A 24483-nucleotide genomic window follows, 5' to 3' on the forward strand; every position below is an offset into this window, starting at 1 on the left:
GTCCCGGCATGGGCGCGCGGTCGATCACCCGGCAGCAGGCCCTCGCCTGGCGGTTGCGCCGCCAGCACCTGCGCGACGGTGCCGCCGACGCGACCGAGGTGGTGCGCACGCTGGCCGCGGTGTCGGTGTTCGGCTCGGACGCCGACCTCGCCGTCCGGCGGCGGCTGGCGGAGCCGGGTGAGCCGGGGGAGGTGGAGCGGGCGCTGGCTGAGGGCCGACTGGTGCGCACCTTCTCCTTCCGCGGGTCGGTGCAGGTGATGGCGCCGGAGACGGCGGGCACCTACCTCGCGCTGCGGGCGGCCGGACGGCAGTGGGCGCGCGCGAGCTGGGTGGAGCACTACCGGCTCTCGCCGGAGGACTGGCCGGACCTGCGCGCGCTCGTCCGCGGGGTCGTCGCCGAGGGTCCGGTGCCGCCGCAGGCGGTCGCGGACGCGCTGGTGGGACACCCGCGCTTCGGCCACCTGGCGAAGGAGTTCGCCGAGGAGAACACCACGTTGATGAAGCCGCTCGCCTGGCAGGGCGACGTCGTGCTCGGGCCGAGGCTCAGCGGGCCCCTCCTGCTCCAGAGCCCCACGGTGGCACCGGCGTGGGCGGGGATCCCCGATCTCGACGAGGCGGGCCACCGGGCGGTCGTGGACTACCTCGGCGCCTACGGTCCCGCGGGCCCCGAGCACCTCGAGTACTGGCTCGGCGGCGGCCTCAGTGCCGGGCGCTCACGCCTTGCCCGGTGGTGGACCGAGCTGCAGGACCGGCTGGTGGAGGTCGACGTGGACGGGCAGCCGAGGTGGCTGCTCGCCGAGCACGAGGCGGAGCTGGGCGACGTACGCCCCGAGCCGCACGTCGTGCTCCTGCCCGGCAAGGACGACTGGGTCATGGGGCCGGGCACCAAGGACGCATGGGTCGTGCCGCCCGACCAGCGCAGCGCCATGACGCGCGGCGCGAACCCGGTCGTCGTCGACGGGGTCGTCGCCGGCACGTGGCGTGCCGACGCGGACGGGGTCGACGTGACCTGCCCGCTGGCCGGCGTGGTGCGGGACGCGGCCGTCGCCGAGGCGGCGCGGCTGGGCCGGCTCCTCGGGCGCGAGCTGTCGCTCAGAACCCCGTGAGGCTGTACGGCGGGTCGCTGAGGTCCGCCATCGCCCCGAGGCGCGCCACCGCGTCGGGCGCTCCCTCCACGCGGCCGGCGTGGTGCATCCGGCGTACCTCCACCTCGCCGAGGTAGAGCGAGGCGAGCGTCTCCGCGGTGAGGCGCACGTCGGCCGGCCGGTCGGTGCGCGACACGGTCGCCACCCCGCCCGACGTGGTGAGCTCGTAGCGGCCGGAGGCGTGGCCCTGGGCGTCGTCGACCTCGAGGACGACCGTGCCGTCCGCGGCCCACGGCCGGGCGGCCAGGCACCGCGGCACGTCGAGGAGCCGGAGCCAGAGGAACTCCTCGACCTCGGTGGTCTTGACCCGGTTCATGTCGGTGAGCGCCCACACCACCGGGTCCTCGGGGTGGAAGAGGTTGAAGGTCACCGTCGTGACCCGGTCCATGTGGCCGAGGAACGACCAGAAGGCCAGCTGTGCCTCGGGCGTGAGGGCGACCATCTCGTCGACCTTCACGGAGTTCTTCTCGCCGTGCTTGAAGAGCACGAAGCCGTCGACCTCGCCGGCGGCGTCGAGGTGCACCGCGCCGCGGAGCTTGCGGTTGGCGGACCCGCTCTCGAAGTCGAACGCGGCGCTGTGCATGTCCTCGTACTGGACCGGCCACTCGACCGAGCCGCGCTGACGGGCGTGGAAGGTGTCGAAGACGGCCTTGACGTGGGGCCAGGCGTCGGCCGGCTCGACGAGCTCGACGCGGCCGGTGTCGACGAAGGAGCGGAAGCCGAAGCCCGGAGACGTGTTGAGCTCGACGCCCTTGCGCAGGGTCGCGGCACCGAAGCCCCAGCGGCCGTAGATGGTCGCCTCGGAGGCCGTCAGCGCCGCCATCGGCACGCCCTGCGCGACGGCGTCGGCGAGGTCGTCCTCGATCATCCGGCGCAGCAGGCCCCGGCGGCGGTGGGTCGCGCTGGTGGTGACGTCGGTGACCATCCGCAGGGGCAGCAGCTCGCGCCCGGCGTTGAGCGTCTTGTCCAGGCTGGCGTAGGTCGCCACCGGCATCGGGCCGGCGCCGAACTCGCCCTCCGGCAGCCACGCGCCGCGCACGGTGACGTCGTCGGCGCGGTAGTGGCCGACCCACCGGTCGATGAGCGCGTCCTCCGGCCGGTCCTCGCGGAAGCCGCGCAGCACCGCACCGATCCAGCCGCGCCGCCGCGCGACCGCCTCGTCCGACTCGTCGGCGAAGTCGAGGATGGCGAAGTCGTAGTCCACCCGCTCCACGCTAGTGAGGGCGGCCGTTGCGGGCCACGGAATATCGGGTCAGCGCATCCGTGGCCAGCGCGTGCCGTCGGCCTTGGGCCAGGCCCAGCGGTTGAGGGCGAACAGCCCGGGCGCGAAGAGCACGATGAGGACGAGACCGAAGACGCGACCACCGTTGTCGCTGCCGGCCAGCAGCAGGCCCAGGCCCATCAGCAGGAACGGGGAGGTCATCACGGTGACCATCCAGAACAGCACCCTGCGCGCGGCATGCGTCTCGGTCGCCTGCGGCGCCGGGACGTGCAGCCCGGCCAGCACCCGGTCGAGGTCTCCGTGGGTGCGCGCCGTGAACGCGCCCGTGGTGCGCTCCGCGTGCTCCTCCGCGGTCAGCCGCCCCTCGGCGAAGGCCTGGTTGAGGACGCCGGCCGCCAGGTCGCGGTCGGTGTCGGAGGCGAGGGTGGACGCCCGCAGCTCGGCGTCGGCGGCCGCCCGCGCCTCCTTGCGGCGTACGGCGTCGGCGACCTGCCGCTGGACGAACGCGTCGAGGCGGGCGCTCTCCTCGGGCTGCTGCTGGGACATACGACGAGGATCGCATGCCCGCGCGGGGGCGGCCGGGCGAACCCCGGATCTCAGGCGACGAACAGGGGCGCCGCGACGAGCACCGACCAGATCAGCTCCGCCGCCCCGGTGCCCGCGAGGACCGGGACCAGCGCCGGACCGGTCGCTCCGCCGAGGACGGCACGCGTCGGTGCCGCCGCCCGGGCCAGGAACCCGAGGCCGACGAGCGCCCACCAGGTGGTCGCGGCGGCGACGGCGACCACGGCGGCCGCCGCGACCAGGACCAGGAAGGCGTAGAGGTGGCGGGTGCGCTCGTCGCCGAGCCGGACCGCGAGCGTGCGCTTGCCCGCGACGGTGTCGGTGGGGATGTCGCGCAGGTTGTTGGCCACGAGGATCGCGCAGGCGAGCGCGCCCACGCCGATCCCGGCGTAGAGGGCGGCCCACTCCCAGGTCCTGGTCTGGACGTAGGTCGTGCCAATGACCGCGACGAGTCCGAAGAACACGAAGACCATCACCTCGCCGAGGCCGAGGTAGCCGTAGGGCTTCTCGCCGCCGGTGTAGAACCACGCCGCGACCACGCACACGGCGCCGACCGCGACCAGCCACCACGCGGTGGTGGCCGCGAGCACCAGCCCCCCGAGCGCGGCCACGCCGAAGGCGGCGAACGCCGCCGCCTTCACCGCTCCCGGCGACGCCGCCCCGGAGCCGACCAGGCGCATCGGCCCGACCCGGTCGGCGTCGGTGCCACGGATGCCGTCGGAGTAGTCGTTGGCGTAGTTGACCCCGACCTGCAGGGCGAGGCTGACGAGGAGGGCGAGAGCCGCCTTCCACCACACGAGCGCATCGACGTACGACGCGACGCCGGTGCCGGCGAGGACGGGCGCGACGGCGGCGGGGAGGGTGCGCGGCCGGGCGCCGGCGATCCAGTCAGCGGAGGAGGTCACCGGTGGATCATGGCAGCCCGTCCAGCGGCGACGCGCCGCCGGGCTCGGCCGGCTGCTCGACGGTCGGCGGGCCGACCGGCGCGTCCTCGACGGCGTGGGCGGCCGCGTCGGCCAGCACGTCGGCCGGCACGTGCTCCTCGAGGAAGCGGCGGGCCATCGCGGTCGACGGGTGGAGGCCGGCGGCCGCGAGGACGATCAGGCCGGCGATGACCAGCCAGCCCGTCGATCCCCAGTTCATGGCGAGGAAGGTGAACGCGGCGGGCGCCCAGACCCGGCCCAGGGTGCCGGCGAGCTCGGCGGCACCTTGGTACTCGCCACGGCGGCGGGGGTCCATCAGCTCGGCCTCGAAGGTCCAGCTCGCGGCGGAGAGGTAGAGCTCGGCGCCAGTCAGGGTGATGTGGCCGAGGAAGAACAGCACGATCGTCCACAGGCCCACGGTGTGGTGCGTCGAGAGCGTGATCACGCACGAGATGACGAAGAACAGCGTCGAGACCCGGATCGCACGCAGGGCGGTGGTGACGTCCTTGACGCCGCGGGCGGCGGCCATCGGCAGCACGATGCACATCACGGTGTTGGTGCCGAAGAGCAGCGACAGGATCACCCAGGGCGCGTCGGTCTTGTCGACCAGCCACAGCGGGATGACGACGTTGAGGATGACCTGGTTGGTCCAGAGCACGCCGTGGAAGAAGCTCGACACGAGCCAGCCGACGTTCTTCATCGGGCCCGGGCCGGGGATCGTCGCCTTGCGCTCCTCGGGCGTGCGCATGTCGTGCGCGGCGTGGGGCAGCCGGGTGATGTTGACGGCGTTGAAGAGGAAGACGACCGAGGTGAAGACGGGCATCACCATGAGCAGCGTGAGGGACTCCGGGCCCAGCGCGATGATGCCGAGCAGCGAGCCCAGCGTGAAGCCGACGTTGAGCGCGGAGTACATGTAGGCGCGTGACGTCACCCGTTCCTGCGGTGGCAGGACGTCGATCGTGTAGGCACCGTGCGCGACGCCGCCGAGGGCGCCGATGACCTCCATGGTCACCGCCATCGCGAGGTAGCCCTGGAAGGAGTCGATGAACGGCCAGACCGCGAACATCGCGCCCTGGCCGGCCGAGCTGATGGCCCAGCACCGCTTGGCGCCGAGCCGGTCGACGACGCGGCCCATCGGGTACGCCGCGATGAACGACGCGATGCCCGCGATCGTCAGGCCGAGGCCGACCTGCACCACGGACAGGCCGACGACCTGGGTGAAGAACACCGCGGAGCCGGCCATGAAGGTGCCCTCGCCGAGGGCGAAGAGGAGCGACTGTGTCGCCAGGCGCCCCGCCAGGGGTGACGGTGGAGTGGCCTGCTGCTTGAAGGTCGACACGATGCTCATCGGGGCCATTGTGAGCCGTGGGTACGACGTCCGTCCTGCGATTTCCGGAGAGTCCTTTACTTTTCCGCACCGCCCCGGAAGCCGCGGCGACCGCGGCCGTGGCCGCCCTCGCCGAGCGCGGCGTCGGGTCCCGAGGGTGGCGGCGGACGACATCGAAGCAGCCCCTCGGGGTGTCGTGTGCCGCCACCTGCGCGGCGTCGGGTTCGGGGGTGGCGGCGGACGACATCGAAGCAGCCCCTCGGGGTGTCGTGTGCCGCCACCTTCGCGTCCGTGCCGGACTAGGACTGGTCGTCGGTGTCCTCGCCATTGGGGCGACCCTGCGCCATCCGGCGGGTGTCGCGCTCGATGCCCCGCGCCCGGCGGCGCTCGAAGAGGAGGATGGCGGCGACCACCCCCACCGTCACGAGGACGGTCAGCACGAGGCGGAAGGCGTCCATCACTCCACCATGCCACCCGGCCGGTCGGCGGGGGAGCGCGGCTGCAGCGGAGCGGTCACGCCCCGGGCACGACGCGCATGTCGCGGTCGGCGCCGCCGTCGAGCGCGCGCAGCGCCTCCTGGTAGGCCTCGCTGTCGTGGGCCGCGACCGCCGCCTCGACGGACGGGAACTCGATGACGATCGTGCGGGTGGACTGGCCCCTCTCGAAGGTCACCTCCGGCATGCCGCGCACGAGGAAGCGCCCGCCCGCCGCCGTCAGCGCCGGCCCGGCCAGCGCGGCGTACGCAGCGACCTTGTCGGGGTCGTGCACGGCCTGGTAGGTGGTGATCCAGTAGGCAGTCATGCCGCCGACCCTACGGCGGGGCGCTCACCTCAGGCGGCGGAGCCGTGGCGCGCGAGATAGCGCTCCGCGGCGCGGGCGGACGGGCCCATGGTGAGCGTCGCGACGAGGCACACCGCTGCGATCGTGATCCAGCCGAGGGAGCCGTGCTCCATGGCGAGCCAGGTGAAGAGGGCCGGCGCCCACACCGAGCCGGCGGTGTGGCCGATGTGGGCGGCACCCTGGTACTCCGCACGCTGGGAGGCGTCCGTCAGCTCGGACTGGAAGCCCCACGAGCCGGCCGACTGGAACAGCTCCGCGCCGGTGACGGTCACGTGGCCGAGCCAGACGAGGAAGATGGTGAGCCAGCCGACGGTGTCGTGGGTGACCAGCACGATGGCGCAGGACAGGACGAAGAACCCCGCCGAGATGTACGACGCCCGCAGCGAGCGCGCGACCGAGTCCACGCCGCGGGCCGCGGCCACCTGCAGCAGCACCGCCATCACCGTGTTGGTGCCGAAGAGCCAGGCGAGCAGCACCCGCGGCGCATCCGTCTCCTCGACCAGCCAGAGTGGGATCACGATGTTGAGCAGGACCTGGTTGGTGCCGAGCACGCCGTCACCGGTCATCAGGGCCAGGAACGCGCGGTTCTTCAGCGCCGCCGGCTTGATCACCGCCTCCTCGGTGGCGACCGGCTCCTTGGCGGGCGGGTCGGGGAGGCGGGTGATCCAGTAGGTGTTCAGCAGCAGGACGAGGCCGGTCAGGATCGGCACCGCCCGCACCACGGCGTCGCTGTTCGTCGCCAGCGCCAGGCCGCCGATGAGCGCGCCCACCGTGAAGCCGATGTTGAGCGCGGCCCGCATGAACGCCTGCGACTGCACGCGCTCCTCGCGGGTGAAGATGTCGATCGTGTAGGCGCCACGGCCGCTCCAGCCGGCCTGGCTGACCACCTCCAGGGCGACCATCATCAGCAGGTAGGCGGCGAAGCCGTGGATGAACGGCCAGACCAGGTAGAGCAGCGCGGTCAGCCCGGCCCCGATCGCCCAGATCCGCTTGGTCCCGACCCGGTCGGCGAGCTTGCCCGCCGGCACGGCGAAGAAGAACGACGCGATCCCGGCCACCGTCAGGCCGACGCCGACCTGCGCCGCCGACAGGCCGACGATCTGGGTGAAGAACACCGCCGAGCCCGTGATGAACGTGCCCTCGCCGATGGCGAAGAGGATCGACTGCACCGAGAGCGACCGGGCGAGCGGGCTCGTGGGCAGCTGGCGCTGGAACCAGCTCCCCCTCGGTGTGCCGGCGCGGGCGGTCGCCTGCTCGTCGGTCTCCTCCATCGCAGCCCATGGTGGCAGAACGGATAGCGTGGGTCGCGTGAGTTTCCTGCGCCCCTCCGACGAGCCGCCGGTGGCGGTCCGGCAGCTGGCGCGGTGGCTCGAGGACGACCAACCCGAGCCCCTGCTGATCGAGACGTCCGGCTCGACCGGCAGGCCGAAGCGGGTGGTGCTGCCACGCGACGCCGTGGTCGCCAGCGCGACCGCGTCCGCCGCGCGGCTGCAGGGCTCGGGGCGCTGGCTGCTGGCGCTGCCGTCGTCGTACGTCGCCGGGGTGCAGGTGGTCGTCCGGTCGCTGCTGGCCGGCCACGCCCCCGTCGTCGTCGACGGCCTGGACGTCGCCGGCGCGCTCGCCGGCCACCGCACCGACGCCGCGGACTTCCTCTCGCTCGTCCCCACCCAGCTGCACCGGATGCTCGACCGGGCCGACCAGCGCAAGGCGCTCACCAGCGTCCACACCGTCCTCGTCGGCGGGGGTGGCCTGGACGCCCAGCTGCGGCGCCGGGCCGAGGACGCCGGTGTCCGCGTGGTCGTGACCTACGGCTCCTCCGAGACGGCCGGCGGGTGCGTCTACGACGGCCGGCCGCTCGACGGCGTCGAGGTGCGCGTCGACGACACCGGCCGGGTGCGCATCGGTGGTCCGACGCTGTTCAGCCGCTACGAGGGTGACCCGCAGCTCACCGCGGAGTGCCTCGTCGACGGCTGGTTCCTCACCTCCGACACCGGTCGCGTCGACGACACGGGTCGCCTCCGGATCACCGGTCGCATCGACGACGTCGTCATCAGCGGCGGCGTCAAGGTCCCCGTCCCGGCGGTCGCGGAGCGGCTGCGCGAGCACGCGCTGGTGGAGGACGCCGAGGTGCTCGGCGTGCCCGACGACGAGTGGGGCCAGCGGGTCGTCGCCGTCGTGGTCGGCACCGCGCCCGACCCCGAGCTGCGCGACTGGGTGGGCCTGGTCCACCCGCGCTCGTGGGCACCGACCCGCTTCGTGCGGGTCGCGGAGCTGCCCCGGCTGCGCAACGGCAAGGTCGACCAGCAGGCGATCCGGGCCGCCCTGTGACGCCGCCCGTGACGCCGACTGTGCACGTCTTCTCGATCCCCCTGCGCACCCGCTTCCGCGGCATCACGGTCCGCGAGGGCGTGCTGCTGCGCGGCGAGGCCGGGTGGGGGGAGTTCTCGCCCTTCCTCGAGTACGACGACGACGTCGCGCGGCCGTGGCTGGCCTGCGCCCGTGAGGCCGCCGACGAGGGCTGGCCTGAGCCGCTGCGCGACCGGGTCCCGGTCAACGTCACGGTCCCCGCCACCGACCCCCAGCACGCCCACGACATCGTCCGCGCCGGAGGCTGCCGCACGGCCAAGGTCAAGGTCGCCGAGCGCGGCCAGACGCTGGCCGACGACGTCGCCCGGCTCGAGGCGGTCCGCGACGCGATCGGGCCCGACGGGCTGGTCCGGATCGACGCCAACGGCGCCTGGGACGTCGACGGCGCCGTCGCCGCCATCGCCACCCTGGAACGCGCGGCCGGTGGCCTGGAGTACGTCGAGCAGCCGGTCGCGAGCGTGGAGGACCTCGCCGTCGTGCGTCGCCGGGTCGCGGTGCCGATCGCCGCGGACGAGTCGATCCGGCGCGCGGAGGACCCCTACCGCGTGCGCGACCTCGAGGCGGCCGACGTCGCGGTGCTCAAGGTGCAGCCGCTCGGCGGGGTGCGGGCCTGCCTGCGGATCGCCGAGGACATCGCGATGCCGGTCGTGGTGTCGAGCGCGGTCGAGTCCAGCGTCGGGATCGCCGCCGGGGTCGCCCTCGCGGCGGCCCTGCCCGAGCTGCACCACGCCTGCGGTCTGGCCACCGTCCAGCTCCTCACCGACGACGTGGCGGCCGAGCCCCTGCTGCCCGTCGACGGCGCGCTCCCGGTGGTGCGCCCGGTCGTCGACGACGCCGCGCTGGCCCGGCTGGTGGCCGCTCCCGACCGCGTCGACCACTGGCGTCGCCGGCTCGACGCCGTACGGCAGGATCGGCACCCGTGAGCAACCCCTCGACCGACCTCGCCCGCGCGGCGGTCACGGCACTCCGCGGCTCCGGCGTGCGCGAGGTCGTGCTCGCGCCCGGGTCCCGCAACGCGCCGCTGTCCTTCGCGCTCTACGACGCCGCACAGGCCGGCGGGCTCCGCCTGCACACCCGGATCGACGAGCGCACCGCGGCCTTCCTCGCGCTCGGCCTCGCGAAGGTCGGCGGCCGACCGGCCGCGGTCACGTGCACGTCCGGCACGGCCGTGGCCAACCTGCTGCCCGCCGTGGTCGAGGCCGCCCACGCCGGGGTGCCGCTCGTCGTCGTCACGGCCGACCGGCCGGCGCGGGTCCGCGGCACCGGAGCCAACCAGACGACCCACCAGGACGGCATCTTCGGGACGTTCGCCCCGACGCTCGACGTCGCCGGGGCCGACCTCGCGGAGCTCCTGGCCTTCCTGCGCAGCCACGAGCACCGCCGCCCGGTGCACCTCAACCTCCAGCTCGACGAGCCGCTGCTGCCCGACGACGGCGGCTGGGACGGGGGAGAGGTGCCCGACCGGCCGGCGGCGGCCGACGGGGCGCCCGTCGAGCACCTCGTCCTCGACCCCGGACCGCGCACCGTCGTGGTCGCGGGCGACGACGCCGGTCCCCCCGCCCGGGTCCTCGCGGAGAAGGCCGGCTGGCCGCTGCTGGCCGAGCCGTCCAGCGGGTGCCGCACGGGCGACAGCGTGGTCCGGACCTACCGGCTGTTGCTGGCCGGCACCCTCGGCGACCGCGTCGAGCGGGTCGTGGTCCACGGGCACCCGACGCTCTCGCGCCCCGTCTCGCGCCTGCTGGCACGCGACGACGTCGAGGTGGTCTCCGTGCGTCACCGGGGCATGTGGTCGCAGCGCCCCTTCCGCGTCGCCCGCGAGGTCGACCGGGTCGACGTCAGCGGTCCCGGCGACCCGGCCTGGTCCGCGGAGTGGCACGAGGCCGACCGCCGGGTCTCACGCGACCTCGACGCCCTGCTGGCCGGCGAGCCCGACCTGACGCCGTACGAGGTCGCGGGGGCGGTGAGCCGCGCCCTGCCGCCGGGCGGCCTGCTGTTCGTCGGTGCCAGCAACCCCGTGCGCGACCTGGACCTGATGGTGGCGCGCTACGAGGTCGGCGGTCGTCGCAAGGTGGTCGCCAACCGTGGGCTCGCCGGCATCGACGGCACCATCAGCTCGGCGGTCGGTGCGGCCCTCAGCCGGCCCCGCTCGTCGCGCGCGCTCGCGCTGATGGGCGACGTGACCTTCCTCCACGACACCACCGGCCTGGTGCTCGGTCCGCGCGAGGAGAGGCCGGACCTGACCATCGTCGTGGTCAACGACGACGGCGGCTCGATCTTCGCCACCCTCGAGCAGGGCGCCCCGGAGCACGCCGACCGGTTCGACACCCTCTTCGGCACTCCCCACGGGGTCGACCTCGCGAGCCTCTGTGCCGCAATGCGCGTCCCGCACCTGCGGGTCGCCAGCCTGCCCGAGCTCGAGCAGGCGCTCGCCACGCCGAACGGCGGCATCGAGGTCGTCGAGGCCCGCGTCCGCCGCGACAACCGCGGCGAGCTGGACGCAAAGATCCGCGCGCTGGCCCATCCCTGAGATCAGGGCCGGGCCAACGCGCGGATCCGTGGTGTCGCGTGGTGCGTCAGCTGCTGTGCGTCAGGAGGCGGGGGTCTCCCACACGCGCACCCAGTCGACGTACATGTGCTGCGGCAGCTTCGAGTCCTTCATCTCCAGGGCCTCGTAGTCGGAGGCGAGGAGGCTCAGGATGAGGTACTGCTCGGTCTTCGAGACGCGGGCCGAGGTGCGCCAGGTCTCCTTGCCGTCGATGTAGAAGATGATCGACTTCGGGGTCCACTGGACCGAGAAGACGTGGTAGTTCTTCGACCAGCCGTCCTTCTTGTTCTTCAGGAACGACTTCGAGTCCTTGATCCACGACCCGGTCTTGATCAGGCGCTTGCCCTTGTACCAGTGGATGAAGCTGGTGAGGCCGCCCTGCGGGTGCTTGTCGCCGAAGTACTCGATGACGTCGATCTCGTGGCCGTCGCTGCCCGGCTGGTTCTCGCCGACGGGCTGCAGCCAGAAGCTGGAGTGCTGGCCCTGCGACTTGTGCATCTTCACGCGCGCGGCGGCGACGCCGTACTTGAAGGTGAAGCCGTCACGCGAGCCGATGTGGCCGTTGAGGCGGTAGGAGATCTTCTTCTTCAGCTTGCGCGACTTGGCCAGGCACTTGCCCGAGCGCGTCTTGTCCTTGATGACGCTCAGGCGCACGGCACCGCCGGCGACCTTGACGGCCGACGGGTCGCCCTTGGAGCAGTAGCGCTTGCTGGTGGGCTCGTAGTCCTGGCCACGCATGCTCCAGGCCGGGCCCAGCGTGCTGCCGGAGAACTCGTCGGTGAACGTGGGGGTCACCCAGCGGGCCGTGTCGGCGCTCTTGCTGGTGACCTTGCCCAGGCCCTTGAACTTCTGGGCGGTCACGCGGTAGGTGAGCGGCTGGCCGCCCTTGGAGACGGCGGCGCGGAAGTAGGCGCGACCGGACTTCTCCTGCTTGGCCGTGCCGACCTTCTTCCACGACGAGCCGTTGAGCTGCTCGAGGACGACCTTGCGGCCGACCTTCACGGGCTTGATGGTGGCGGTGACGGCGGCCTTGGCGCTGTTGGCGCTGGCGGCGCGCTTGCCCTGCTGGACGATCTGGGGCAGCACCTCCAGCGAGACCTTCTGGCCGGCCTTCTTGCTCACCGACGTCGACGCGGACTGCGCCGCGGAATCGGTGGCAGAGCCGGACTCGGTCGACAACAGCATGGACGCGGGCAGGAGCAGCGCGGCAACGCTGCCTGCGAGCACGCGGCGTGCAGACATGTGAACTCTCTTCGTCTCGGGTGCGATTGGTGTTTCCCCCAGGGCACTCCACCCAGTCGGAGGCGGCACCACCCTAACCACGGACCCCACCCGTTCCCCATTCGACAGGCAGGACCGCGGGCATAGTGTGGGCGTCATGCGCATCACCAAGTTCGGGCATGCCTGTGTGCGGGTCGAGCAGGACGGGCGCGTGCTCGTGCTCGATCCCGGCGTCTTCACCGACGTCGCCGCCCTCGACGGTGCCCACGCCGTGCTCATCACGCACGAGCACGCCGACCACGTCCACCCCGACCACCTCCGTGGGAGCGACGCGCCGATCTGGACCATCGCCGCGGTCGAGCGCCGACTGCACGAGGAGGCGCCCGAGGTGGCCGAGCGCGTCACGGTCGTGCGGCCGGGCGACCGGCTCGAGGTGGCCGGCGTCGACGTCGAGGTCGTCGGTGAGAAGCACGCGGTCATCCACCCCGACTACGACCGGTTCGACAACTCCGGCTTCCTCCTCGAGGCGGGCGGCCGCGGGCTCTACCACCCCGGCGACGCACTGACGCCGCCGCCGCGCGCGGTCGACGTCCTCCTCGCACCGGTCAGCGCGCCGTGGCTCAAGGTCTCCGAGGCGATCGACTTCGTCCGCGAGGTCGCGGCACCGACCTCGCTGGCCATCCACGACCGCGTCTACAGCGACGTCGGGCTCGACATGGTCGCCACCCACATGGCCAACCTGCTGCCCGAGGGCGTCACCTTCGAGCGGCGCGAGCCCGGCCAGGACCTCTAGGTCGGCCGGCGGGCGTCAGCCCGCCTCGAGCGCGTCGCGCACCGGGACGAACTTCGCCTGCGACTCCGCGAGCTCGGCCTCAGGTTCGGAGCTGGCGACGATGCCGCAGCCGGCGAAGAGCCGCACGCCGACATCGGTGACGGCCGCGGAGCGCAGCGCGATGCCCCACTCGCCGTCGCCCGAGGCGTCCATCCACCCGACGGGTCCGGCGTAGCGGTCGCGGGGCATGCCCTCGATCTCGGCGATGAGGCGCGTGGCCGCGGGCGTCGGGGTCCCGCCGACGGCGGCCGAGGGGTGCAGCGACTCGGCGAGCTGCAGCGACGTCGCCACGTCGTGCACGACGCCGTTCACGTCGGTGGCCAGGTGCATGACGTTGGGGAGGTGCAGCACGAACGGCGCCTCCGGCACGTTCATCGACGAGCAGTGCGGCTCGAGCGCGTCGGCGACCGAGCGGACGGCGTACTCGTGCTCCTCGAGGTCCTTCGACGAGCGGGCGAGGGTGGCGGCCAGCGCGAGGTCGCGCTCGTCGTCACCGGTGCGACGGATGGTGCCGGCCAGCACGCGCGAGGTGACCAGCCCGCGCTCGCGCCGCACCAGCATCTCGGGGGTGGCGCCGAAGAGCCCGTCGACGTGGAAGGTCCAGCACATCTCGTACTGGGCGGCGAGGCGCCGCAGCGGCCAGCGGACGTCGAGCGGCTCGTCGGTCGAGGCGATGAGGTCGCGGGCGAGCACGACCTTCTCCAGGTCGCCCGACGCGATGCGGGAGACCGCCTCGGCGACGACGGACATCCACTCCTCGCCGTTGCGGGCGCCGTCGGAGAAGGTGAGCCCGACCGGCGGGCGCGGCGCCGGCGCGGGCCGGAGGTCGGGCGCCTCGACCGAGACGGTCGTCAGCCAGGTGCGGTCGCCGCGACGGCCCACCACGACCTGCGGGACGACCAGCACGGAGTCGCCCGGCTCGTCGGCGAAGGCGAAGGCGCCGAAGCAGACCAGCCCCGTGCCCGGCTCGCCGACCGCGTCCTCGACCTCGGCACGGGCGACGGTCTCCGACCACCACTTCACCGCGTCGCTGAAGCGGGTCGGTCCGGAGGTCTCCAGCCGCGCGGCCTCGCCCCAGCCGACGAGGCCCTCGCCGCGGCGCAGCCAGCTGACCGGCGACTGCTCGGGCAGCAGGTCGAGGAGGGCGAGGTCGGCCAGGTCCACCGGGACGGTGCGCACCACGAGCGGTGCGGTGCCTCCCGGGGCGGGGGCGGACGCGGGGGTCGTCACGAGGGGAGAGCGTACGCCGGGCGGTCCAGCGCTCGTGAACAACATCGACAAACCACGAACAGGAGCGACGTGGATCACCTAGGTTGCCGCCGTACACGACGTGCAGAGGAGCTCGCAAGTGGCTGTTCACGAATCGCCCCTGACGCGCCTGGAGCGCCATGCGCGCGGCCGTGCGCTCGAGGTCGCGGTCGTCGAGCAGCGCGGGGACTCCTGGACGTCGCTGACCTGGAACGAGCTCTACCGGCGGGTGATCGACGGTGCCGCCGGCATGATCGAGGCCGGGGTCAACCCGGGCCAGGTCGTGGTCATCCGGGTGCCGACCGGCATCCGCCAGCTCGAGCTCGAGCTCGCCACGCGCGTCGCCGGTGCGGTCCCGCTCCTGCTGCCCGACCACATGGACCCGCACGAGGTGGGCCGCCTCCTCGACGAGATCGAGGTGCGCCTGGTGATCGTCGACCACGAGAGCCGGCTCGTCCTGCTGCGGCGGGCGGGACTGATGGACGCCCAGCTCTTCGAGTGCGACGACCGCTCGTGGGAGCGGCTGCGGGCGATGGGGCTGGACCGGCGCAAGCGCCAGCCCGACCTGCTCCGCTGGGTCGACTCCGCCCGGTCGGGCGCCCCGTCCAGCGCCGTCCTCGGCCTGCCGCGCGAGAAGTCCCACGCCTGGCTGTTCCGGCCGGAGTCCTCGGGGATGCTCACCGACCTCGTGGCCGAGGACGTCGTGCTCCTGACCGGCGAGGCCAGCGACCGGTTCACCACCGTCGTGCGCGACGCGCACCTCACCGCCGGCTGCCAGCTCGTCTGGGTGGAGCGGCCCGAGCAGCTCGAGCCCGCTCTCGCAGCCTGGTCGCCGACGCACGTCCTGCTCGACCACGTCACCGCCCGGGCGCTCGAGGACCTCATCGTCGCGGGCCGAGTCGACGGGACGCCCTGGCACGAGACGCCGCAGGAGGTGCTGGAGGCCACCTCGGCACGGGTCGCCGAGGCGAAGCTGACGTCACGGACCAAGAAGCTGGCAGCGGAGGTCTCCGCCCTCGCGCCGTGGTGGGGCGAGCGCCTCGAGGTGCTCGTCCTCGACACGCGCGTCAACCGCACCGTCAGCGGCCTGGCCACCACGCTGGGCTTCCGCATCGGGCGGATCGCACACCACCCGGCGGTCAGGCTCGAGCTGGACCGCGAGCACGAGGTGGTGGCCGTCCCGGACGCGCCCGCCGTCGAGGTCCCCGACGCCGCGCTGCCGCGTCGGGGCGGCCGCAGCGGCCTCGACTCGGCCTTCACGCTCTCCGGCTCCTAGCCCGCTGCCGACCGGGCGTCCCAGCCAGTGGGACGTACCACAGAGTTCGACCACCGCACTGCCACGGACGGGTAACAACCCGGACGCGAAGCAATCCTCGCGGAACGATTGAGCCATCAACTTGGTCGGCTGCGAGAGGGGTGGGAGATGGCCTACATCCCGGTGACCCGCGCCCCCGCGCTGCCGACCGGAGTCGTGGACGCACAGGGGACGTCCTCGCAGTTCCGGACGGTGCAGGAGCACGCCCGCACGCGCGGCGACGACGTCGCGTACGTCGTCCAGGCGGGCGACGAGCGCGACTACCGCACCTGGGCGCAGGTCGCGCACGCCGTCGAGCGCGCCGGTGCGGGACTCGTGCGCAGCGGCCTGCGCGCCGACCAGGTGGTCGTGTCCCTGCTGCCGGCCGGGCACGCCTGGCCCGAGCTCGACCTGGCCCTGCAGGCCATCGGTGCGGTCGTGGTCCACGTCTCGCCCGGCGCCCCCACGGCCGACCTGGTGCGCGCGCTCGAGGACGTCGACGTGCGCCTCGTGGTCGCGGAGGACGAGGCCGACCTGCGGCGCCTGCACGGGCTGACCTTCCGCTCGGCCGAGATGTTCGCCCTCGACGCGGGGCGCGGCTGGGAGCGGCTGCTGGGCCTCGGTGCCGAGCGGCTGACGATGGACCCGGACGCCGTCGCGCGCGCCGACCGCGTCGTCGACCCCGCGCTCTCCGGGCCTCGCGTCCTGCGAGCGGGCGCCCCGCTCGTTCGGGTGGGACCCGGTGCCGGAGGGGCCCCGGTCCTGGCTCCGGACGCCGTGGTCGTGCTGGTGGGCGACGTGGCCGACGCGACCGTCCAGCTCGTGCGCGAGGCGCACGTCGCGGCCGGCTGCACCCTGCGCCACGTGGCAGACCACCAGCGCCTGGCCGACGAGCTGGCCGACCTCGGTCCCACGGTGCTCGCGGTGTCGGCCGACGCCGCCGCAGGCCTGCCCGCCGTCCTCGAGGCGTCCCCGGCTCGCCAGCTGCTGCGCCGGCGCTCCGGGCGGTCCCGCGGCACCGACGCGAGCGCGTTCGCCGCGTGGCTGGGCGGGCACCTCGAGCTGCTCGTCGCGGACGACCTCCCGGACCGCGTCGGGAGGGCGGTGGTCGAGGCCGGTGGCCGGACGTGGGGCCCGGCCGCCGGACTGCTCCCCGCCGACCTCCCGGTCCCGCCGCCCGTGATCCTCGGCGACGCCTCGACCCTGCCACGCCGCTCCCGCCGCGAGCCCGGGCGGGACTTCCAGTTCGACAACGACCGGGAGGAACCGGCGCCGGAGCCCGAGCCGTCGGCCTTCGCGCTCCCGTCGCTGCCGCTCTTCGGCGGCGAGTCCTACCTCGACAGGCTGCTGCTGGCCCAGGCCGGCCAGGACCCCCGATGACGGAGCGACGCTCCCGACTCTCCCTCACCGTGCGGCGCCGCTCGCGTCGTACACCCCCGAACCCTCCTGGCCGTGGTGGCCAGGACGAACACGAAGGAACTGACATGACCAACGTTGACGTGATCCTCAAGGAGGCCGTCGGCATCGACGGTGCCGTCGCCGCCCTGCTCGTCGACTACCAGTCGGGCATGGCCCTGGGCCAGGCCGGCGACGCGAGCGTGCTCAACCTCGACGTTGCCGCCGCCGGCAACACCGACGTGGTGCGCTCGAAGATGCGCACGATGGAGAGCCTCGGCCTCGACGACCACATCGAGGACATCCTCATCACGCTGGGCAAGGCCTACCACCTGATCAACCTGCCCAAGGGCCACCCGGGCCTGTTCATCTACCTCGTGCTGGACAAGGGCCGCGCGAACCTGGCGATGGCGCGTCACAAGCTCGCCACGCTCTCCACCCAGCTCGAGATCTGAGCGCCCCGGCCGGGGTCAGGATCGGTAGACGATCACCTTGTCGCCGATCCTGACCTGGTCGAAGAGCCACTCAACGGCCGCCCGGTCGCGCACGTTGACGCAGCCGTGGGACGCGCCGTCGTAGCCGTTCGCCGCGAAGTCGGGGGAGTAGTGCACCGCCTGGCCGCCGGAGAAGAACATCGCGAACGGCATCGGGGTGTCGTAGAGGCTCGACACGTGGTCACGGGACTTCCGGAACACGGCGAAGGCGCCCTCGCGGGTCGGCAGCTCGTCGGACCCGAAGCGGACCTCGACGCTCTTGCGGACCACCCCGTCGACCACCCAGCGCAGCGAACGTGACGTCTTGTCCACGCACATCGCCCGCCCGGTCGTGCACCGCGGGTCGAGGGCCGGTCCCGACGGGACGATGTTGAACAGCTCGGCCCTCGTCGGCTGTCGCGTCATCTCCTTGAGCCGCGAGAGCGTACGCCGGTCGACCTGGCCGGTCACCGGGATCCGCCGCTTGGCCTGGAAGCCCTCGACGGCCTTCACCGTGGAGGCGGCGTAGCGGCCCGTGACCTCGCCGTCGTACCAGCGGACCTGCTGGAGGCGGGCCTGCACCTGGCGCACCCACATGCCGGAGTCGCCGCGCTGGAGCAGCGGCCGTCCGGGGGTGTAGACGTTGTGGAGGGCCTCGGTGGTGGGCTCGGTCGTCAGTCGGGTGATCCGGCGCCACGTGCGCTGGTCGACCACCCCGTCCGCCCTCCAGCCGCGGCGCCGCTGGAACGTCGCCACCCCGGCCTGCGTCTCGCGGTCGAACCGGCTGGTCACGACCTCGGAGTGCAGGTCGAGCTGGTGCAGCCTGCTCTGCAGCTCGCGGACCCGCCAGCCGGTGTCGCCGAGCTGCAGGGACGTGAAGGCGCTCCGGGACGACGCCGCCGCGGAGGCGGTGCCCGGCCCGGTGAGCGCGGTGACGCCGGTCAGGGCGCACACCAGTGCGAGGGCGAGCGCGAGCAGACGCCTGTGTGACATGTGGATCCTCCCCCTGGAAGCCATCGGCAGTGGTGATCATATGGACGCGCGCCGACACCCCCGCGTTGCACGTCCCGGGCTGCGGACGCCTACGCTCGGCGCGTGGCCCGCGCTGACCTGGACAAGCAACCGACCGACGTACGTCGCATGTTCGACACCGTGGCGAAGCGCTACGACCTGACCAACGACCTGATGACCGCCGGCATCCAGCGCAGCTGGAGGCGGTCCATGGTCGCCGCGGTCGACCCCCACCAGGGCGACCTCGTCCTCGACCTGGCCGCCGGCACCGGCTGCTCCAGCGAGCCGTTCTTCGCCCACGGCGCGACCGCCGTCCCGTGCGACTTCTCCGTCGGCATGCTCCGGCAGGGGAAGAAGGACCGCCCGTCGCTGCCCTTCGTCGCCGGTGACGGCACCCGGCTGCCGTTCCTCGACGACACCTTCGACGCGGTGACCATCTCCTACGGCCTGCGCAACTTCGTCGACCCGGTCGCGGGCCTGGCGGAGATGCTGCGCGTGACCCGGCCGGGCGGTCGCCTCGTGGTGTGCGAGTTCAGCCGCCCGACCAACGCCGCGTTCCGCGCCGCCTACCTCGACGGCTTCATGCGCGCCCTGCCGCGGATCGCCTCGGTGACCGCGAGCGCGTCCGACGCCTACGTCTACCTCGCCGAGTCGATCCGGGCCTGGCCCGACCAGCAGGGTCTCGCCACGATGATCGCCGAGGCCGGCTGGCAGCGGCCGGAGTGGCGCAACCTCACGGGCGGCATCGTCGCCCTCCACCGCGCCACCGCCTGAGCCGCTCGCACGATTTAGGACACGGCTCCATGGCCTAAATCCGCAGGTCAGGGCCGGGATCGATGGTCTGCCCCCCGACGTGACGGACGCCGCGGAGGAGTCCTAGACTGTGGCCCGCGCCACTCGTGAAGACATTCACAAGGTCACATGTCGTCACCTCCAGGGCGCAGGTCCACGGAAGGGAAGCGATGGAGCTCTACACGCCGATCCTGGCGCTGGCACTCATCGCGACGGGGTTCGCGGTCTTCTCCGTGATCATGAGCGCCGTCGTGGGTCCCAAGCGCTACAACCGGGCGAAGCTCGACTCCTACGAGTGCGGCATCGAGCCGACGCCGCAGCCGGTCGGCGGCGGCCGGTTCCCGGTGAAGTACTTCATCACCGCGATGCTCTTCATCGTCTTCGACATCGAGATCATCTTCCTGTACCCGTGGGCGGTCCACTTCGACGCGATGCGCCTGTTCGGCCTCGTCGAGATGGTCCTGTTCATCGCTACTGTCTTCGTCGCGTACGCCTACGTGTGGCGCCGCGGCGGGCTCGACTGGGACTGAGGGATCAGCCATGGGACTCGAAGAGAAGCTGCCGTCCGGCGTCCTGCTGACGACCGTCGAGGGCGTCGCGGGCTACATGCGCAAGGCGTCGTTCTGGCCCGCGACCTTCGGGCTGGCCTGCTGCGCCATCGAGATGATGACCACCGGCGGCCCGAAGTACGACCTCGCGCGCTTCGGCATGGAGGTCTTCCGCGCCAGCCCGCGCCAGGCCGACCTGATGATCGTGGCCGGCCGGGTGAGCCAGAAGATGGCCCCGGTGCTGCGCCAGATCTACGACCAGATGCCCGAGCCCAAGTGGGTGCTCGCGATGGGCGTGTGCGCCTCGTCGGGCGGCATGTTCAACAACTACGCGATCGTCCAGGGCGTCGACCACGTCGTCCCGGTCGACATGTACCTCCCCGGCTGCCCGCCGCGCCCGGAGATGCTCATCGACGCGATCCTCAAGCTGCACGACCAGGTGCAGCACACCAAGCTGGGCGCCAACCGCCGTGACGAGATCGTCGAGCGGGAGACCGCCGCGCTGCGCGCGCTGCCGACCTCGGAGATGAAGGGCCTGCTCCGTTGACCGACGACAAGAGCGACAAGAACGAGTCGGCGCGCCCCGTCGAGGAGCGCAACCTCGAGTCGGCCAAGGACGCCACCGGCACCGGCACGGGCGTGGAGCAGCCCGCTCCCGAGCAGTCGCCCGAGAACGTCCCCGCCCCCACCGGCGAGGTGCGCGCGGTCGGCGTACGACGCGGCATGTTCGGCGTCACCGGCACCGGCGACACCTCCGGCTACGGCGGCCTGGTCAGCGCGAAGGTCTTCCCGGCGCCGTCGGCCAAGCCCTACGGCGGCTGGTTCGACGAGGTGTCCGACGCCCTCGAGGCGCGGCTGGAGGCCACCGAGCTGACCTCGGCCATCGAGAGCGTCGTGGTGCACCGCGGCGAGATCACCTTCCACGTGCGCCGCGAGGACCTGCCGTTCGTCGCCCAGATGCTGCGCGACGACGAGGCGCTGCGCTTCGAGTTCTGCTCCGGCGTCAGCGGGGTGCACTACCCCGACGACACCGGCCGCGAGCTCCACGCCGTCTACCACCTGACGTCGATGACCCACAACCGCCGGATCCGGCTGGAGGTGTCCGTCCCGGACTCCGACCCGCACCTCCCGAGCCTGGTGAGCATCTACCCGACGCTCGACTGGCACGAGCGGGAGACCTACGACATGTTCGGGCTGGTCTTCGACGGCCACCCGGCCCTCACCCGCGTGCTGATGCCCGACGACTGGCCGGGTCACCCGCAGCGCAAGGACTACCCGCTCGGCGGCATCCCCGTGGAGTACAAGGGCGGTTCCATCCCTCCGCCGGACCAGCGCAGGAGCTACAACTGACATGAGTGCAGACCAGGACCTCTACGCAGCGCCCGGCGAGACCAGCCAGGGCCGCGTCTTCACCGTCACCGGCCAGGACTGGGACTCGGTCACCCAGAGCATCGGCGAGTCCGCCGAGGAGCGGGTCGTGGTCAACATGGGGCCGCAGCACCCGTCGACCCACGGCGTGCTCCGCCTGATCCTCGAGCTCGAGGGCGAGACGGTCACCGAGGCCCGCTGCGGCATCGGCTACCTCCACACGGGCATCGAGAAGAACATGGAGTACCGCTCCTGGGTGCAGGGCGTCACCTTCTGCACCCGCATGGACTACCTCTCGCCGTTCTACAACGAGGCCACCTACGTCCTCGGGGTCGAGCGGCTGCTCGACATCGAGGACGACATCCCGGAGAAGGCGCAGGTCATGCGCGTGCTCCTGATGGAGCTCAACCGCATGTCGTCCCACCTGGTGGCGATCGCCACCGGCGGCATGGAGATCGGCGCGCTGACGGTCATGACGATCGGCTTCCGCGAGCGCGAGCTCGTGCTGGACCTCTTCGAGCTGATCACCGGCCTGCGCATGAACCACGCGTTCATCCGCCCCGGTGGTGTCGCCCAGGACCTGCCGCCCGGTGCGCTCGACGAGATCCGCGACTTCATCGCGCTGATGAAGAAGCGCCTGCCCGAGTACGCCGCGCTCTGCAACGCCAACCCGATCTTCAAGGGACGGCTCGAGGGCGTCGGCCACCTCGACCTCGCCGGCTGCATGGCGCTCGGCCTCACCGGCCCGGTGCTCCGCTCGACCGGCTACGCCTGGGACCTCCGCAAGACCCAGCCCTACTGCGGCTACGAGGACTACGACTTCGAGGTCCAGACCTGGGACACCGCCGACTCCTACGGCCGCTTCCGCATCCGCCTGAACGAGATGTGGGAGTCGCTGAAGATCGTCGAGCAGTGCGCCGACCGCCTCGCCGGCCTCGAGGGTGCCCCGGTGATGGTGGGGGACAAGAAGATCGCGTGGCCGAGCCAGCTGGCGATCGGCAGCGACGGCATGGGCAACAGCCTCGACCACATCCGCCACATCATGGGCGAGTCGATGGAGGCGCTGATCCACCACTTCAAGCTGGTGACCGAGGGCTTCCGCGTCCCGGCCGGCCAGGCCTACGTCCCGATCGAGTCGCCGCGCGGCGAGCTCGGTGCCCACGTCGTCTCCGACGGCGGCACCCGGCCCTTCCGTGCCCACTTCCGCGACCCGTCGTTCACCAACCTGCAGGCGACGAGCGTGATGAGCGAGGGCGGCATGGTCGCCGACGTGATCGTCGCCATCGCCTCCATCGACCCCGTGATGGGAGGAGTCGACCGATGAGTGCCGACAACAGCATCGAGCGCGCCGGCCTCGACGAGAAGACCTGGGGCGAGCTGCGCGAGATCGCGGCCCGCTACCCCGAGGCCCGCTCGGGGCTGCTCCCGATGCTGCACCTCGTGCAGTCGGTCGAGGGCCGCATCACCCCCGAGGGCATCGAGGCGTGCGCGGAGGTGCTCGGGATCAGCGCGGCCGAGGTCAACGGCGTCGCGACCTTCTACACGATGTACAAGCGCAAGCCGGTCGGCGACTACCACGTCGGCGTCTGCACCAACACGCTGTGCGCGGTGATGGGTGGCGACCTGATCTTCGAGCGGCTCAAGGATCACCTCGACGTCGGCAACGACGAGACGACCGAGGACGGCAAGATCACCCTCGAGCACGTCGAGTGCAACGCAGCCTGCGACTACGCCCCGGTGATGATGGTCAACTGGGAGTTCATGGACAACCAGACCCCCGAGTCCGCGGTCCGGGTCGTCGACGACCTGCGCGCCGGCAAGGAGGTCCACTCCACGCGCGGCCCGCGGCTGTGCACGTGGCGCGAGGCCGAGCGCGTGCTCGCGGGGTTCCCCGACGACCGCGCCGACGAGGGCCCCGCGGCCGGACCGGCCTCGCTGGTCGGCCTGAAGGTCGCACGGGAGAAGGGCTGGACCGCTCCGGAGGTGGAGAAGAAGTGACCGACACGCTGACCCCGGTCCTGACGGACAACTGGGACGCCGAGCGCGCCTGGACCCTGGCGTCCTACGAGGAGCGCGGCGGGTACGCCGCCCTCGACAAGGCCTTCGCGATGGCCCCGGACGCCGTCATCGAGGCCGTCAAGGAGTCCGGCCTGCGCGGCCGCGGCGGCGCGGGCTTCCCGACGGGCATGAAGTGGGGCTTCATCCCGCAGGACAACCCGCGGCCCAAGTACCTCGTCGTCAACGCCGACGAGTCCGAGCCGGGCACCTGCAAGGACATCCCGCTGATGATGGCCAGCCCGCACACGCTGGTCGAGGGCGTCATCGTGTCGTCGTACGCCATCCGCGCGAACACGGCGTTCATCTACGTCCGCGGCGAGGTCCTCCACGTCATCCGCCGCCTGCAGCGCGCGGTGCAGGAGGCCTACCTCGCCGGCCACCTCGGCAAGAACATCCACGGCTCGGGCTACGACCTCGACCTGGTCGTGCACGCCGGCGCCGGCGCCTACATCTGCGGCGAGGAGACCGCCCTCCTCGAGGGCCTCGAGGGCCGTCGCGGCCAGCCGCGCCTGCGCCCGCCGTTCCCGGCCGTCGCCGGGCTCTACGCCAGCCCGACGGTGATCAACAACGTCGAGTCGATCGCCTCGGTGCCGAGCATCATCACCCACGGCGCCTCGTGGTTCGCCTCGATGGGCACCGAGAAGTCCAAGGGCTACGGCATCTTCAGCCTGTCCGGCCACGTGCAGAACCCCGGCCAGTACGAAGCCCCGCTGGGGATCACGCTGCGCCAGCTGCTCGACCTCGCCGGCGGCATCCGCGAGGGCCACGAGCTGAAGTTCTGGACGCCCGGCGGCTCCAGCACCCCGCTGCTGACGCCCGAGCACCTCGACGTCCCGCTCGACTTCGAGTCCGTGGGCGCCGCGGGCTCGATGCTCGGCACGCGCGCGCTGCAGATCTTCGACGAGACGACCTGCGTCGTGCGCGCGGTGCTGCGCTGGACGGAGTTCTACAAGCACGAGTCCTGCGGCAAGTGCACCCCGTGCCGCGAGGGCACGTGGTGGCTCACCCAGACCCTGGCGCGCCTGGAGAAGGGGCAGGGGAGCGAGGAGGACCTCGACCTGCTGCTCGACCAGTGCGACAACATCCTCGGTCGCGCGTTCTGCGCGCTCGGCGACGGTGCCACCAGCCCGATCTCGAGCTCGATCCAGCACTTCCGCGACGAGTACCTCGCCCACCTGACCCACGGCGGCTGCCCGTTCGACCCGGCCGCCTCGACCGCCTTCGCACCCGTGGGAGCTGAAGCATGAGCACCCCACAGAGTTCTGCGACTCCCCCGCTTCGCTCCTCCATCTCACAACTCTGCGAGGACC

25 protein-coding genes are annotated in these 24483 nt (G+C 72.5%); 15 read left to right on the plus strand and 10 right to left on the minus strand.

The genetic code is table 11. The features are described from left to right. The first annotated feature begins 8 nt into the window (after nucleotides 1-8). The gene (locus tag Q9S36_RS25685; RefSeq protein WP_311287673.1) at nucleotides 9-1106 is read left to right on the plus strand and encodes a DNA glycosylase AlkZ-like family protein; all 1098 of its coding nucleotides are present in this window, start codon (nucleotides 9-11) and stop codon (nucleotides 1104-1106) included. Here the strand turns inward: Q9S36_RS25685 and Q9S36_RS25690 are convergent. The 7 genes from Q9S36_RS25690 to Q9S36_RS25720 all read right to left on the minus strand — a co-directional run bounded on the left by Q9S36_RS25690 (nucleotide 1093) and on the right by Q9S36_RS25720 (nucleotide 7292). Then, nucleotides 1093-2349 carry a GNAT family N-acetyltransferase gene (locus tag Q9S36_RS25690; protein WP_311287674.1) on the minus strand — a complete coding sequence of 419 codons (1257 nt, stop codon included), beginning with the start codon at nucleotides 2347-2349 and terminating at the stop codon, nucleotides 1093-1095. The two genes, Q9S36_RS25685 and Q9S36_RS25690, sit on opposite strands and share 14 nt — an antisense overlap. 48 nt (nucleotides 2350-2397) lie before the next feature. Continuing rightward, nucleotides 2398-2913: a DUF1707 domain-containing protein gene (locus Q9S36_RS25695; RefSeq protein ID WP_311287675.1), complete on the minus strand. Its 516-nt coding sequence runs from the start codon at nucleotides 2911-2913 to the stop codon at nucleotides 2398-2400. Between the two features lie 50 nt (nucleotides 2914-2963). Continuing rightward, nucleotides 2964-3836: a 1,4-dihydroxy-2-naphthoate polyprenyltransferase gene (locus Q9S36_RS25700; protein WP_311287676.1), complete on the minus strand. Its 873-nt coding sequence runs from the start codon at nucleotides 3834-3836 to the stop codon at nucleotides 2964-2966. Between the two features lie 7 nt (nucleotides 3837-3843). Continuing rightward, nucleotides 3844-5202, minus strand: a complete 1359-nt coding sequence (locus Q9S36_RS25705; protein ID WP_311287677.1) for an MFS transporter — start codon at nucleotides 5200-5202, stop codon at nucleotides 3844-3846. A 278-nt stretch (nucleotides 5203-5480) separates the two neighbouring features. Beyond that, the gene (locus tag Q9S36_RS25710; RefSeq protein WP_311287678.1) at nucleotides 5481-5639 is read right to left on the minus strand and encodes a hypothetical protein; all 159 of its coding nucleotides are present in this window, start codon (nucleotides 5637-5639) and stop codon (nucleotides 5481-5483) included. 55 nt (nucleotides 5640-5694) lie between these two features. Beyond that, the gene (locus Q9S36_RS25715) at nucleotides 5695-5982 is read right to left on the minus strand and encodes a DUF1330 domain-containing protein (protein WP_311287679.1); all 288 of its coding nucleotides are present in this window, start codon (nucleotides 5980-5982) and stop codon (nucleotides 5695-5697) included. A 29-nt stretch (nucleotides 5983-6011) separates the two neighbouring features. Next, entirely contained in the window at nucleotides 6012-7292 is a 1281-nt protein-coding gene (locus Q9S36_RS25720) for an MFS transporter (RefSeq protein WP_311287680.1), read from the minus strand. A gap of 37 nt (nucleotides 7293-7329) precedes the next feature. Here Q9S36_RS25720 and Q9S36_RS25725 point away from each other — a divergent pair, with 37 nt between their 5' ends. The 3 genes from Q9S36_RS25725 to menD are packed head-to-tail and all read left to right on the plus strand — an operon-like array spanning nucleotide 7330 to nucleotide 10915. Then, a complete protein-coding gene (locus tag Q9S36_RS25725; protein ID WP_311287681.1) occupies nucleotides 7330-8349 on the plus strand; it encodes an AMP-binding protein in 1020 nt (339 codons plus the stop codon). Between the two features lie 8 nt (nucleotides 8350-8357). Further along, entirely contained in the window at nucleotides 8358-9311 is a 954-nt protein-coding gene (locus Q9S36_RS25730) for an o-succinylbenzoate synthase (RefSeq protein ID WP_311287682.1), read from the plus strand. Next, nucleotides 9308-10915: a 2-succinyl-5-enolpyruvyl-6-hydroxy-3-cyclohexene-1-carboxylic-acid synthase gene (menD, locus tag Q9S36_RS25735; RefSeq protein ID WP_311287683.1), complete on the plus strand. Its 1608-nt coding sequence runs from the start codon at nucleotides 9308-9310 to the stop codon at nucleotides 10913-10915. Before Q9S36_RS25730 ends, menD begins: the two co-directional genes overlap by 4 nt. A gap of 60 nt (nucleotides 10916-10975) precedes the next feature. Here the strand turns inward: menD and Q9S36_RS25740 are convergent, their stop codons facing one another. Further along, entirely contained in the window at nucleotides 10976-12175 is a 1200-nt protein-coding gene (locus Q9S36_RS25740) for a glycoside hydrolase family 16 protein (protein ID WP_311287684.1), read from the minus strand. Nucleotides 12176-12311: 136 nt separating this feature from the next. Between Q9S36_RS25740 and Q9S36_RS25745 the strand changes: the two genes are divergently transcribed. After that, nucleotides 12312-12947, plus strand: coding sequence for an MBL fold metallo-hydrolase (locus Q9S36_RS25745; RefSeq protein ID WP_311287686.1), 636 nt, complete (start codon nucleotides 12312-12314; stop codon nucleotides 12945-12947). 15 nt (nucleotides 12948-12962) lie between these two features. Here the strand turns inward: Q9S36_RS25745 and Q9S36_RS25750 are convergent, their stop codons facing one another. Further along, entirely contained in the window at nucleotides 12963-14261 is a 1299-nt protein-coding gene (locus tag Q9S36_RS25750) for an isochorismate synthase MenF (RefSeq protein ID WP_396653845.1), read from the minus strand. Between the two features lie 73 nt (nucleotides 14262-14334). Between Q9S36_RS25750 and Q9S36_RS25755 the strand changes: the two genes are divergently transcribed. From Q9S36_RS25755 to Q9S36_RS25765, 3 genes are all read left to right on the plus strand, one after another. Continuing rightward, nucleotides 14335-15510 carry an AMP-binding protein gene (locus Q9S36_RS25755; protein WP_311287688.1) on the plus strand — a complete coding sequence of 392 codons (1176 nt, stop codon included), beginning with the start codon at nucleotides 14335-14337 and terminating at the stop codon, nucleotides 15508-15510. A 147-nt stretch (nucleotides 15511-15657) separates the two neighbouring features. After that, complete coding sequence (locus tag Q9S36_RS25760; RefSeq protein ID WP_311287689.1) at nucleotides 15658-16908, plus strand: AMP-binding protein; 1251 nt, start codon at nucleotides 15658-15660, stop codon at nucleotides 16906-16908. Between the two features lie 104 nt (nucleotides 16909-17012). Continuing rightward, nucleotides 17013-17378 (plus strand): hypothetical protein, encoded by a 366-nt coding sequence (locus tag Q9S36_RS25765; protein ID WP_311287690.1) that lies wholly within the window; start codon nucleotides 17013-17015, stop codon nucleotides 17376-17378. Between the two features lie 15 nt (nucleotides 17379-17393). On the opposite strand, the gene Q9S36_RS25770 is transcribed toward Q9S36_RS25765, so the two are convergent. After that, entirely contained in the window at nucleotides 17394-18389 is a 996-nt protein-coding gene (locus Q9S36_RS25770) for a L,D-transpeptidase family protein (protein ID WP_311287691.1), read from the minus strand. A 102-nt stretch (nucleotides 18390-18491) separates the two neighbouring features. Between Q9S36_RS25770 and Q9S36_RS25775 the strand changes: the two genes are divergently transcribed. The 7 genes from Q9S36_RS25775 (at nucleotide 18492) to nuoF (ending at nucleotide 24420) form a co-directional block, all read left to right on the plus strand. Continuing rightward, the gene (locus Q9S36_RS25775; protein WP_311287692.1) at nucleotides 18492-19181 is read left to right on the plus strand and encodes a demethylmenaquinone methyltransferase; all 690 of its coding nucleotides are present in this window, start codon (nucleotides 18492-18494) and stop codon (nucleotides 19179-19181) included. 188 nt (nucleotides 19182-19369) lie between these two features. After that, on the plus strand, nucleotides 19370-19729 hold the full coding sequence (locus Q9S36_RS25780) for an NADH-quinone oxidoreductase subunit A (RefSeq protein WP_211733613.1): 360 nt from the start codon (nucleotides 19370-19372) through the stop codon (nucleotides 19727-19729). Between the two features lie 10 nt (nucleotides 19730-19739). Then, complete coding sequence (locus Q9S36_RS25785; RefSeq protein WP_311287693.1) at nucleotides 19740-20294, plus strand: NADH-quinone oxidoreductase subunit B family protein; 555 nt, start codon at nucleotides 19740-19742, stop codon at nucleotides 20292-20294. Further along, nucleotides 20291-21097 (plus strand): NADH-quinone oxidoreductase subunit C, encoded by an 807-nt coding sequence (locus tag Q9S36_RS25790; RefSeq protein WP_311287694.1) that lies wholly within the window; start codon nucleotides 20291-20293, stop codon nucleotides 21095-21097. Before Q9S36_RS25785 ends, Q9S36_RS25790 begins: the two co-directional genes overlap by 4 nt. Nucleotide 21098: 1 nt before the next feature. Further along, complete coding sequence (locus tag Q9S36_RS25795) at nucleotides 21099-22439, plus strand: NADH-quinone oxidoreductase subunit D (RefSeq protein ID WP_311287695.1); 1341 nt, start codon at nucleotides 21099-21101, stop codon at nucleotides 22437-22439. Further along, nucleotides 22436-23113: an NADH-quinone oxidoreductase subunit NuoE gene (gene nuoE / locus Q9S36_RS25800; protein WP_311287696.1), complete on the plus strand. Its 678-nt coding sequence runs from the start codon at nucleotides 22436-22438 to the stop codon at nucleotides 23111-23113. The genes Q9S36_RS25795 and nuoE overlap by 4 nt, the downstream gene beginning before the upstream one ends. Beyond that, nucleotides 23110-24420, plus strand: coding sequence for an NADH-quinone oxidoreductase subunit NuoF (gene nuoF / locus Q9S36_RS25805; protein WP_311287697.1), 1311 nt, complete (start codon nucleotides 23110-23112; stop codon nucleotides 24418-24420). Before nuoE ends, nuoF begins: the two co-directional genes overlap by 4 nt. Nucleotides 24421-24483 lie beyond the last annotated feature (63 nt).

Source organism: Microbacterium sp. ARD31, assembly GCF_031844425.1.

Coding starts and splice junctions, on each gene's coding strand:
- nuoE (WP_311287696.1), top strand. CDS start 22,436: ATGAGTGCCGACAACAGCATCGAGCGCGCCGGCCTCGACGAGAAGACC.
- Q9S36_RS25695 (WP_311287675.1), bottom strand. CDS start 2,913: ATGTCCCAGCAGCAGCCCGAGGAGAGCGCCCGCCTCGACGCGTTCGTC.
- Q9S36_RS25720 (WP_311287680.1), bottom strand. CDS start 7,292: ATGGAGGAGACCGACGAGCAGGCGACCGCCCGCGCCGGCACACCGAGG.
- Q9S36_RS25740 (WP_311287684.1), bottom strand. CDS start 12,175: ATGTCTGCACGCCGCGTGCTCGCAGGCAGCGTTGCCGCGCTGCTCCTG.
- Q9S36_RS25765 (WP_311287690.1), top strand. CDS start 17,013: ATGACCAACGTTGACGTGATCCTCAAGGAGGCCGTCGGCATCGACGGT.
- Q9S36_RS25715 (WP_311287679.1), bottom strand. CDS start 5,982: ATGACTGCCTACTGGATCACCACCTACCAGGCCGTGCACGACCCCGAC.
- Q9S36_RS25685 (WP_311287673.1), top strand. CDS start 9: ATGGGCGCGCGGTCGATCACCCGGCAGCAGGCCCTCGCCTGGCGGTTG.
- Q9S36_RS25770 (WP_311287691.1), bottom strand. CDS start 18,389: ATGTCACACAGGCGTCTGCTCGCGCTCGCCCTCGCACTGGTGTGCGCC.
- Q9S36_RS25705 (WP_311287677.1), bottom strand. CDS start 5,202: ATGAGCATCGTGTCGACCTTCAAGCAGCAGGCCACTCCACCGTCACCC.
- Q9S36_RS25785 (WP_311287693.1), top strand. CDS start 19,740: ATGGGACTCGAAGAGAAGCTGCCGTCCGGCGTCCTGCTGACGACCGTC.
- Q9S36_RS25780 (WP_211733613.1), top strand. CDS start 19,370: ATGGAGCTCTACACGCCGATCCTGGCGCTGGCACTCATCGCGACGGGG.
- Q9S36_RS25750 (WP_396653845.1), bottom strand. CDS start 14,261: ATGTTGTTCACGAGCGCTGGACCGCCCGGCGTACGCTCTCCCCTCGTG.
- Q9S36_RS25710 (WP_311287678.1), bottom strand. CDS start 5,639: ATGGACGCCTTCCGCCTCGTGCTGACCGTCCTCGTGACGGTGGGGGTG.
- Q9S36_RS25745 (WP_311287686.1), top strand. CDS start 12,312: ATGCGCATCACCAAGTTCGGGCATGCCTGTGTGCGGGTCGAGCAGGAC.
- Q9S36_RS25795 (WP_311287695.1), top strand. CDS start 21,099: ATGAGTGCAGACCAGGACCTCTACGCAGCGCCCGGCGAGACCAGCCAG.
- Q9S36_RS25760 (WP_311287689.1), top strand. CDS start 15,658: ATGGCCTACATCCCGGTGACCCGCGCCCCCGCGCTGCCGACCGGAGTC.